Here is a 10,901-nt window from a genome sequence, read left to right on the forward strand (position 1 = left end):
TTGTGAGTAGATTGATATTTATATCATCAAAAGCATACTCGTTGAAGTAGGAATGTAACATAGAAGTTTATAACTTTTTATAAGTTTTCAGTAACGGAGGGGACATATGGATTATTTATCGAATAATGTGGCGGTGAATCTGAAGAGGATTCGGAAATCCAAGAGTATGAGTCTGGATCAGGTGTCTGAGCAGACGGGAGTGAGTAAGAGCATGTTGGCTCAGATTGAGAGAGGGACTGCCAATCCTTCTCTGGGTGTGCTGGGGAAGATTACCAGTGGTCTGAGGATAGAGTTTCAGGAGCTGATACAGCCGCCGAGAGTGGACTGTTGTCTGGTGACACCGGCAGAACTGGTTCCTACCAAGGAGGTAGCAGGACAGTACAGGGTATGGACCTGTCTGCCTTATGAGGATACCCGTCTGGTGGAGGTGTACCGGATTGAGGTGGAACCGGGTGGTGTTTATATCAGTGGCAGCCATGGGGAGAAGACAAGAGAATATCTGGCTGTTATGGAGGGTGTGCTTACTCTGGAATGTCATGGTGAGAAGTATGAAATCCACAGAGATCAGGTGTTTAAGTTTGAAACGGATCAGGAGCATGTCTATCGGAACACAGGGAAGGAGAAAGCCTGCTGTACCTGTTTTTTTCTGGATTATCATTGATGCAGTTGTATCAGGAGTTTTGTTGCTGAAGCGGTCTGCCGCAGGTGGATTACCATAGTGTAGAACTGAGTAGTGAAGCAGGTGATTTTATCCGAAGTATGAGTGTAAAATGTACAATATAATGCACAAAACAATGAAAAAGATACACCAGAAAATGAATATCTGAAAAGAAAGGATATATGTAATGGTTTGTCAGTCTGCCATTTCATGAAGAGGCTGTGTTGTTATGAATTGTTGAGAAACCTTTATTATCGCACGAATATGCAGGAAATATTGGATATACAATAAGGAGAACACAGAGCTTTCGTTACTGTTCACTCCGTTTTCAGTAACGATCTTTCTGTAAAAAATGTAAATGTTCAAAAAAACATGTTGACAAATCATAAGGGCAGTGATATTGTAAGGATGTGCAAAATAATACACAGAAAAAGTTAAGCAAAGGCGCTTACCCATACGGGTCAGTTTGTCTTTGCTTTTTTTATTATCTTAAGGATGCAGGAGGGCACAGCTATGAAATTAAAAGACACAGGATTAACTTTTCAGGACATTAAGGACAAAGTAAACAAGTACATGATCGAGACTTATGAGAGATTTGATTTCCTTGCAGAGACAGCAGAGGGCATGTACATTTATGATGAGAATAAAACCCCATATCTTGATTTTTATGCTGGTATTGCAGTAAACAGCGCAGGAAACTGTAACCCTAAGGTTGTAGCTGCTGCAAAGGATCAGTTAGATGATATTATGCATACATTCAACTATCCATACACAATCCCGCAGGCGCTGCTTGCTGAGAAGGTCTGTGAAACAATCGGAATGGACAAGATTTTCTATCAGAACTCCGGTACAGAGGCTAACGAGGCAATGATCAAAATGGCCCGTAAATATGGTATTGAAAAGTATGGTCCAAACCGTTATCATATCGTAACTGCAAAGATGGGATTCCATGGAAGAACCTTTGGTGCCATGTCTGCAACAGGTCAGCCGGGTAATGGATGCCAGGTTGGATTCGGACCTATGACTTATGGTTTCTCCTATGCACCGTACAATGACCTTCAGGCTTTCAAGGATGCATGTACAGAGAACACAATTGCCATTATGGTTGAGCCTGTACAGGGCGAGGGTGGCGTACATCCTGCAACAATGGAATTCATGCAGGGACTTCGTAAATTCTGTGATGAGAACGATATGCTTCTTCTGATCGATGAAGTACAGACAGGATGGTGCAGAACAGGTGCTGTTATGTCCTATATGAATTATGGTATCAAACCGGATATCGTATCTATGGCAAAGGCTCTGGGTGGGGGAATGCCAATCGGTGCCATCTGTGCAACAGCAGAGGTTGCAAAAGCTTTCACAGCAGGTTCCCATGGAACTACATTCGGCGGACATCCGGTAAGCTGTGCAGCTGCACTGGCTGAGGTGAATGAGCTTCTGGACAGAGATTTGGCTGGAAATGCAAAGAAGGTTGGCGATTACTTTGCAGCTAAGCTTGAGAAGCTTCCTCATGTAAAAGAAGTAAGACATCAGGGACTTCTGGTAGGTGTGGAATTTGATGATACTATTGGCGGAGTGGATGTAAAACATGGTTGTCTTGACAGACATCTTCTGATCACAGCTATCGGAGCGCATATCATCCGTATGATTCCACCGCTTATTGTTACAGAAGAAGAGTGCGACAAAGCTGTAGCAATCATCGAAGATACAATTAAATCTCTGGAAAAATAAAAATCCGGCAACGGAGTGATACAGTAAGGACAAGGGCGTCACGAATTATATTCGTGCGCCCTTTTATGATATCAGGGCCAAAAGGTCAAAAAGTCGTTCGTGCCTGCACGATAAGACTTTTGAACTTGGGACCTGCCAAACATGAGAAAGTAGCGATTTACATAGCAAATCAGCGGATTTCAAATGTTTGAGAATCTGATAAAAATTTGAGTGTGAGAGGGAAGAGCATGAAACATCTGGTAATTACGATTGGCTGCGAATATGGAGCCAAGGGCAATGCCATCGGTAAGAAGATTGCACAGGATCTGGGGATTAAGTTTTATGATCGTGATCTTGTGGATGAGATTATCAAAGAGGTAGGCATCCCTACAGACATTATGGACAGAGTAGAGGAAGGCGGAACCATCGCAGGTAAAGGTGCACAGGGTGATGTGAGAGGTTCCTTTTCCAAATATGCGGATCTGACAGACCGCGCCATTCATGTACAGAAGCAGATTATCCGGAAGCTGGCTCAGAAAGAAGCCTGCGTAATCATAGGACGGTCTGCAGATTATATTCTGAAAGATACAGAAGGAATCCAGCTAGTGAGAGCATTTATTTATGCACCTAATGATGTTCGCATTCATAACATTATGGAAAGCCATAATCTTTCGGAAAAGGATGCAAAGCTTCTGCTGGATGAGAAGGATAAACGTTATCATAAGAGACATCTGGCACTGACAGGAAGTAACCGCGGTGACAGACATAACAGGGATATTCTTATTAACAGTGATTTTCTGGGAATTCAGGGAACAGCAGAATATCTGGAAGACCTGATCGCAAAAAAATACGGAAAAAAGGAGGCCTGACCTATGGAACAGAAAACATCTGAATTTGACAAAGTACTTGGTGCATGGGACATACTTGTAATTGCATTTGGCGCCATGATCGGCTGGGGCTGGGTAGTTTCTTCCGGTAACTGGATTGAATCCGGTGGTGTGCTTGGTGCAGCTATTGCATTTGCAATCGGTGGAATCATGATCTTCTTTGTAGGCCTGACCTATGCAGAGCTTACAGCGGCCATGCCTCAGTGTGGTGGTGAGCATGTATTCAGCTACAGGGCAATGGGCTCCACAGGTTCTTTTATCTGTACCTGGGCGATTATTCTTGGATATGTAAGTGTTGCCTGCTTTGAGGCATGTGCATTTCCCACAATCATCACTTATCTGTGGCCGGGGTTCCTGAAAGGATATCTCTATACAGTTGCAGGCTTTGATGTTTATGCATCCTGGTTGATCGTGGCGATTGTGATTGCTTTTCTTATTATGATAATTAACATTAATGGAGCAAAGACTGCGGCAGTTCTGCAGACTGTTCTTACCTGTATTATCGGCGGTGCCGGAATTATTCTGATCGTAGCTTCTGTGGTTACAGGAAGTGTGGATAATCTTCAGGGACAGATGTTTGTTGGAAACGGTACTGGCGAAGCAATGAAAAGTATTATTAAGGTTGCAGTTATCACTCCGTTTTTCTTTATTGGTTTTGACGTTATCCCACAGGCAGCAGAGGAAATCAATGTTCCGCTGAAAAAAATCGGTAAAATGATGATCCTCTCTGTTGTGCTGGCTGTTGTATTTTACGCACTGGTTATTCTTGCAGTAGGTTATATTCTGAATCCGGCAGAGATTATTGAGTCTCAGCAGGGAACAGGACTTGTAACAGCAGATGCCATGGCCAAGGCTTTCGGGACAAAGATTATGGCCAAGGTTATCATTGTAGGTGGAATGTGTGGTATTATTACATCATGGAACTCCTTCCTCCTTGGTGGTTCCCGTGCCATGTACTCTATGGCAGAATCCTACATGATTCCTCCGTTTTTTGCAAAGCTTCATCCGAAGCACAAAACTCCGGTTAATTCTCTGTATCTGATCGGTGCCCTGACTATGCTGGCTCCTTTTGCAGGAAGAACAATGATGGTCTGGATCTGTGATGCAGGTAACTTCGGATGCTGCCTTGCATACTGTATGGTCTCTGTCTCTTTCCTAATCCTTCGTAAAAAGGAACCGGATATGGCAAGACCTTACAAAGTAGGCCACTACAAATTTGTAGGTTTTATGGCAGTAGTCATGTCAGGGCTGATGCTTCTGGTTTACTGTATTCCGGGTTCCGGTGGAAGTCTGGTATTTCAGGAATGGCTTATGGTAGGTAGCTGGAGTTTACTTGGAGTTGTATTTTATGCGATCTGTAAACGTAAATATAAAGAAGACTTTGGTAAACTTATTGAACTGATCTCTGATGAGGATGCAGCAAGTCTTATGCCGGAGGCTGATGATGAAGAGCTTGATGTGGTAATCGATGCGGCTATTGACAGGGTGCTTTCCTCTATGGCATAACGCTATAAATGACATGACAATTATTTTGGGTAACTGAGTTTTGAATTTGTGCAGGGTAGATGCCCTGCACATTGCAATATTGAAAAAATACAGGAAAAGAGGCAAAAATTAATGAATCCATTTGAATTTTTTATTCCTCAGAATATTACAGTCGGTGCAGGTACTCTGGCGAAGCTTCCGGAATGTGCCAAAAAGCTTGGAGGTTCTCATGCAATGCTGATCTCAGGACCAACTCTCCGGAAAATGGGAGTTGTGGATAAGGCGGCGGATTATCTGAAAGACGCCGGAATGGCAGTGGATATTTTTACAGATGTAGAAGCCAATCCGTCTGTCACCACAGTGGAAAAAGCGACAGAAGCGTATAAGGATTCCGGCGCAGATTTTATCGTTGCGCTGGGCGGTGGTTCTCCTATGGATGTGGCAAAAGCAGTGGGAGTTACGGCTAAATATGGCGGCAGTATTACAGAATATGAGGGGGCACATAAGGTTCCCGGAAAAATTGTTCCGCTGATCGCAATCCCGACTACTGCGGGAACCGGCTCAGAGGTTACGGCATTTTCTGTTATCACTGACCACAGCAGAGATTATAAGCTGACAGTATTCAGTTATGAACTTCTTCCTGCATATGCAATCCTGGATCCTGAGCTTCTCACTTCTGCTCCGGCATCTGTGGCAGCAGCCTGCGGAATCGATGCATTTATTCATGCGGAGGAGGCTTATGTTTCCACAGCAGCATCTCCTTTTTCTGACGCAATGGCAGAGAAAGCAATGGAGCTGATCGGTGGAAATATCCGCCGTTTTGTGGCAAGACGTACAGATCTGGAGGCAGCAGAAGCAATGCTTACAGGTTCTCTTTTTGCAGGAATCGCCTTTTCCTTTGCAAGACTTGGAAATGTCCATGCCATGAGTCATCCGGTAAGTGCTTTCTTTAATGTAGCACATGGAGTGGCAAATGCAGTTCTTCTTCCCGTGATCGCAGAATATAATGCGCTGGCAGATCATGGCAGATATCTGAAGATTTATAATTATATCAGTCCGATCCCTGCATATGAGGATGAATTCGAACCGCTGATGCTGATGGATGCCATCCGGGAATTAAACGAAGATATCGGAATCCCGGAAGACCTGATCACAGCCATCCGCCAGGCAAAGAAGGGAGAAGAGATTTCGGATGAGGAGATTGAAAGCAAGATTGATGCCATGGCAGATGATGCTATGAAGAGCGGGAATATTGCAGTAAATCCAAGATCCTCCAGAAAGCAGGATATTGTGAAACTGTATTATAAAGCTTTATAAGATAAAGAATAATGCAGTATTTTATGTGATTGCTACAGGTAGGATATTGATTAAAAATATCTGTTCTTATAAAAAACGTGCAGAAACATCGAAGTCGACAGATAACTTCAGGCTTGAAGGTTTATCTCGATTTCAAAATGTATCTGCACGTTATTTTTTTGAGAAATTTCCATTGTATAACTTGCCTGATAGAAAGAAAGATTATATAGTATTAACCAAAATATAGTAAAGTAATGTGAGTCAAAATATTGATTGTTCAGGAGGATTTTATGGCAAAGAAGAAAATATATGCAGTACGCAAGGGACATAAAACAGGACTTTTTGCTACATGGGCGGAGTGCCAGAAGGCAGTAAGCGGATATTCAGGAGCTGAGTTTCGGGGATTTACAGAGAAAGAGGAAGCATTGGCTTTTCTGAACATGGAGACAACAGGAAATGTATCTGGTGATAAAGCAAAAGAGGCGGCAGGAATCGTGGAAGTACCTGAAAATATGGTCATTGCTTATGTAGATGGAAGTTTCGAGAAAAGTATTGGCAGATATGCCTTTGGTTGTGTGATCCTTACACCGGACGGACAGGAAATCCGTAAATCCGGCAGCGGCAGTGATTCTGCAGGAGTCGCGATCCGAAATGTGGCAGGAGAGATGCTTGGTTCCATGACTGCAGTAAACTGGGCCATAGAAAACAAATATCCAGCTGTGGAAATCCGCTATGATTACGAAGGGGTAGAGAAATGGGTAACAGGTGTATGGAGAGCCAAAACACCTCTGACCAGCAAATATGCTGCTCATATGCAGGAAGCAGGAAAGAAAGTAAAGATTTCTTTTTGTAAAATAGCAGCTCATACGGGCAATCACTACAATGAAGAGGCAGATCAGCTGGCTAAGAGTGCATTGCTTAAGACAGATGAAGAAGTACGAATATAAAAGTTCATATTAAAGAAAGTAAGTATCTGAAAAGTAGAAAAATATGTGATAAAAACACCTGCTTGTTGATAGCTGATAAAATATATCAGCATCAATAGCAGGTGTTTTAGGGATAAGATTGAATAATTGTGAATCTGCCATCTGATGAGAATACAAATTCATCTTAACAGAGTTATTTCAAGTGTTTTATCCTGTTTTCACTGGTATTGGACCACATAGTATATTGTTTACAATTTCTAAAATGTTTATCACAGTAAGAATTGAAAGAAGCCTGGCTTACATTTTTCATATGCTGTTCATCTTTACCGGTTTGAAAACCAGCAACAGAACAGTATGCCCTTGATGTGCTGACAAGTTTAGAACCGGACAAAGTCCATAATGCAGAACCGGAACCACCTACTCCGTTGGTCCACCAGCTTATATGTATTCCATTGTAGTGAGTGTTATACTGTAAAATTTGATAATTCATCCCTTTTCCGGAACACTGACCGGCATAGATTACTTTGCCATTTTTTATGGTATATACAGAATAATCTACAATAACTCCACGGTTGCTTGATACAATCAGATCAGGGGTTCCATTTCTGTCAATATCCATTAGATAGAAACACTTTCCGCCAGACTGGAGCAGAACCTTTTCATATAAGGCTCTTTGATCTTTTATTTTAATCTGACATTTCAGTTTTTTAGAGCCGATTTTGGCTGTAATTGTTGCGGTACCTGTTTTCTTTGCTTTTACTTTTCCAGAAGAAACAGATGCAACTTTACTGTCAGTGCTGGACCAGGTAACTTTTTTGTTTGTCCCGCTTACCTTGAGGTGATAAACACCACCAACATTCATTGTTAGTTTAGTTTTATTCAGTTTTACGGAAGCTGCCTGAGCAGTACGTGGAATGATTATTAGAGAAATAACCATTAATACTGCGATAATAAATGAGAAGTGTTTTTTTAATAGTTTTTTCATTGACTTTCCTCCGAACAATGAGTTTTTTGAAGAAAATTTTTTATTTTACTGTCACTTTTAGTTTTTGAGTAATTCCATTACATTTTATCGAGACAGTAGCTGTTCCTTTTTGTCTGGCAGTGATTTTTCCTTTAGTGTTTACTGTTACGCATTTAGTATTTGAGCTTTTATATGTGATTTTACCTGTTGGAACTGCAGAACAGGAGATGGTATAGCTGCTTCCTTTTTTCAGTGTTATTGCTTTATTTTTCAGGTTGAGAACTGGCTTTTTTACAGTAATTTTACAGGAAGCACTTTTATTTCCCAGAGTTACTGTGACATAAGCGGTTCCTGCACCTTTGGCTGTCACTTTTCCAGTGGCGTTGACCTGAACTACTTTTGTATTTGAACTGTTCCAGGTTGGCGTTGATGTACTGCCAGAGATGACTGATTTTAATACAGCAGAATTTTTGCCTTTGACAGTATAAAGAGTAAGTTGCTTTTTATTTAGTTTGATTGAGTGATCTTTTACAGGAACAAAGTTGAGTCCGGCATTATTTGCAGCTATTTCTACCGGGCTGTTCTTAACACCGTAGATGGTATGAAGTGCTTCTGCACCTATAAACACCCGGCTATGCAGATTGGTAGTTGCAGGAATCTGCAAGGTTTCTAATTGTGTAGTGCCATCAAAAACACTGGAGCCGATGTAGGTTACTTCTGGACCGATGATTAGTTTTTTTAAGTTTGTACAGTTTGCGAAAGTAAATCCTTCTATAACTTTGCCGTGATACTCGGCTTCTTCCAGATTTTTACAATTCAGGAAGACACTTTGTTCCTCATGTGTTACAGAAGGGGGAACAATAATATGGACAAGTCCTGTATCCTTAAAGGAAGCACTTTTCAGGAATACAAGGGTTGAGGGAAAATCAATATGTCTTAGAGCTTTGCAACCTTCAAAGGCACTGTAACTGATTGTTTGTGTTCCGAGGGGCAGAGTTACATCTTTTAAATTGGTACAGTTTTTGAACGATGCAGAGCCAACATAGGTAAAACCCTTATGGAAGATAACTTCTGATAGTGACGTGCAGTTTGCAAAACTGTATTCGCCAATTTCTTTTACTTTAGGTAAATCCAGATATGTCAGAGAAGTGCATCCTGCAAAAGCACTGTCTTCTATAATTTTTATATTTGAAGAAATGTTTACCTTAGTAAGGTTGTGACAGCCTGCGAATGTACGATAATAAATTCGGTCAAGACCCTCTGGATAATGAATAGACTTAAGATTTTCGCACTGTGCAAATACACTGATTCCCATGGATGTGATCGTATCAGGCAATATTACAGAACACAGGTTTTTGTTATTAGCAAATGCAGAGGATTCAATTTTAACAACAGGTTTTCCATTTAAGATAGAGGGGACTGTAAGATCTGTATCAGACCCAACATAGCTTATAATTGTTGCTTTTCCAAGGGAGAGTGTGTATTTATAGCCATCCTCATAATAATAGTTGGCGGCTTTTGCTGATACACAGCTAAAAAGACAAAGGATGAAAGCAAATAGCAGAACAAGATGTTTAAACCCTGTATTTTTATTTTTCATAGATGCCTCCTGTAAAATTTAATCGAATCAATGAATTTATCTGCTTTAATTATGAAAAGTAATAAACAGTGAGTAGATGTTTAATCGCAAGTTGGTGCACAGGCATATGTAAAGCCTGTTACAATGTTATTTTTTATAGTCAGGGTGATGCTTGCAGCATTTCCCCACCAGAATACAGTCGGATTGTTAAAGCTTCTTAGGCCATTTTTATTAAGAATAGCAGTAGCTTTGGAAAGTGTCATTCCAAGCTGCATTCCACCGATACCTACACCGTAATTTCCGCGATTGCAAATATAGACATATTTCTGATTCTTGGAATATTTTGCATTATAATTTACACCAATGATCATCTTGTTTCCGGCAGCATAGAAAGATGGATAACCAGAATTGCTTTTTTTATGCATTCCACCTATTTTGTTGATAATAGTAGAATATTTTCCGACATATGATGGGCTTAAAGGCGGAAGATTTTTCATAAGGTTAAGTACTTTGACCGTTGTTCCGCTATATCTGGAAAAGTTACTGTAAATAGTTTTTCCATTTACGGTTTTATAAGCACGTACTTTGTAATAGTAATGTCCTGCAGAAAGTTTTTTGTTTGCATAGCTGGTAGTATTTTTTGTTTTTATGGTTTTGATTTTACTATAATTTCCTTTTGCAGAATTGGCACGCCAGATTTCATACCCGGATGCATTAGAAACTTTAGACCATTTAATGGAAACACTTGCTTTTTTTGAAGCAGTAACTTTGATATTTGCAGGTGCTTTAATAGCAGCGGCCTGTATCTGAGTGCATGCAAGAAGCATCAACAGAATACTTGTGATTACGAGAAACCATTTCTTTTTCTTCATATTAGTTTTCCTCCTGAGAAAATAATTTTGTGAATAATATTTCACAAGTTTGTTTTATCATAGCATAAAAAATTAAAAAGAGTGTATTAGGCGTAGAAATTAGACGGAAAATTCAGAGAATTTTGTCTAACTTTTGTGCCTAATCAATCTCGAAAGCAGAAATATAGTAAAATATGTTATAAATCATTTGAACATGGAGGAAAAAACATGAGCGCAAAGTTAGTATTAACAGTAAAGGATTCAAGCAGAATGGCAAAGGATTATTCTATGAGTATGATGGATAAAATGTTTCATCCGTTAAAACATAATAAAATCTTGAATTCAAAGGCTAAAATTGGCATATTAATTGATGATGAGGAAGAAGGAACTTTATATGAAGCTTCCAAGACTCCTTATGAAATCAATCTGCAACCAGGTTTCCACCGCATTACTATGATAGATCCGGCGAAGGAGAATAAAAAAGGCAATGTTAATTTAACTTGTTGTGCTAGATAAAATAAAATATAAAGAAACTTCAACAAAAT

Annotated in this window: 10 protein-coding genes; 7 read left to right on the forward strand and 3 right to left on the reverse strand. The window is 40.3% G+C overall.

Features of this window, described 5'->3' with window-relative positions:
• Positions 1-106 precede the first annotated feature (106 nt).
• The 6 genes from LJE11_RS17745 (at position 107) to LJE11_RS17770 (ending at position 6,983) form a co-directional block, all read left to right on the forward strand.
• Positions 107-661 (forward strand): helix-turn-helix domain-containing protein, encoded by a 555-nt coding sequence (locus LJE11_RS17745; protein WP_008706796.1) that lies wholly within the window; start codon positions 107-109, stop codon positions 659-661.
• A gap of 510 nt (positions 662-1,171) precedes the next feature.
• On the forward strand, positions 1,172-2,389 hold the full coding sequence (locus tag LJE11_RS17750) for an aspartate aminotransferase family protein (protein ID WP_008706795.1): 1,218 nt from the start codon (positions 1,172-1,174) through the stop codon (positions 2,387-2,389).
• Positions 2,390-2,616: 227 nt separating this feature from the next.
• Complete coding sequence (locus tag LJE11_RS17755) at positions 2,617-3,237, forward strand: cytidylate kinase-like family protein (protein WP_020993570.1); 621 nt, start codon at positions 2,617-2,619, stop codon at positions 3,235-3,237.
• Positions 3,238-3,240: 3 nt separating this feature from the next.
• A complete protein-coding gene (locus tag LJE11_RS17760) occupies positions 3,241-4,761 on the forward strand; it encodes an APC family permease (protein ID WP_008706793.1) in 1,521 nt (506 codons plus the stop codon).
• A gap of 111 nt (positions 4,762-4,872) precedes the next feature.
• On the forward strand, positions 4,873-6,057 hold the full coding sequence (locus tag LJE11_RS17765; protein WP_020993569.1) for an iron-containing alcohol dehydrogenase: 1,185 nt from the start codon (positions 4,873-4,875) through the stop codon (positions 6,055-6,057).
• Between the two features lie 269 nt (positions 6,058-6,326).
• Positions 6,327-6,983 carry a ribonuclease H1 domain-containing protein gene (locus LJE11_RS17770; protein ID WP_008706791.1) on the forward strand — a complete coding sequence of 219 codons (657 nt, stop codon included), beginning with the start codon at positions 6,327-6,329 and terminating at the stop codon, positions 6,981-6,983.
• 172 nt (positions 6,984-7,155) lie between these two features.
• Here the strand turns inward: LJE11_RS17770 and LJE11_RS17775 are convergent, their stop codons facing one another.
• From LJE11_RS17775 to LJE11_RS17785, 3 genes are all read right to left on the reverse strand, one after another.
• Entirely contained in the window at positions 7,156-7,947 is a 792-nt protein-coding gene (locus LJE11_RS17775; protein ID WP_008706790.1) for an Ig-like domain-containing protein, read from the reverse strand.
• A 40-nt stretch (positions 7,948-7,987) separates the two neighbouring features.
• Entirely contained in the window at positions 7,988-9,526 is a 1,539-nt protein-coding gene (locus tag LJE11_RS17780; RefSeq protein WP_008706788.1) for a leucine-rich repeat protein, read from the reverse strand.
• Between the two features lie 80 nt (positions 9,527-9,606).
• The gene (locus LJE11_RS17785; protein ID WP_020993568.1) at positions 9,607-10,377 is read right to left on the reverse strand and encodes a fibronectin type III domain-containing protein; all 771 of its coding nucleotides are present in this window, start codon (positions 10,375-10,377) and stop codon (positions 9,607-9,609) included.
• Between the two features lie 207 nt (positions 10,378-10,584).
• Here LJE11_RS17785 and LJE11_RS17790 point away from each other — a divergent pair, with 207 nt between their 5' ends.
• Complete coding sequence (locus tag LJE11_RS17790) at positions 10,585-10,872, forward strand: hypothetical protein (RefSeq protein WP_227296337.1); 288 nt, start codon at positions 10,585-10,587, stop codon at positions 10,870-10,872.
• Positions 10,873-10,901: the final 29 nt, after the last annotated feature.

The organism is Blautia sp. DFI.1.216 (assembly GCF_020594215.1).
In the GTDB taxonomy this organism is placed as follows: domain Bacteria; phylum Bacillota; class Clostridia; order Lachnospirales; family Lachnospiraceae; genus Blautia_A; species Blautia_A wexlerae.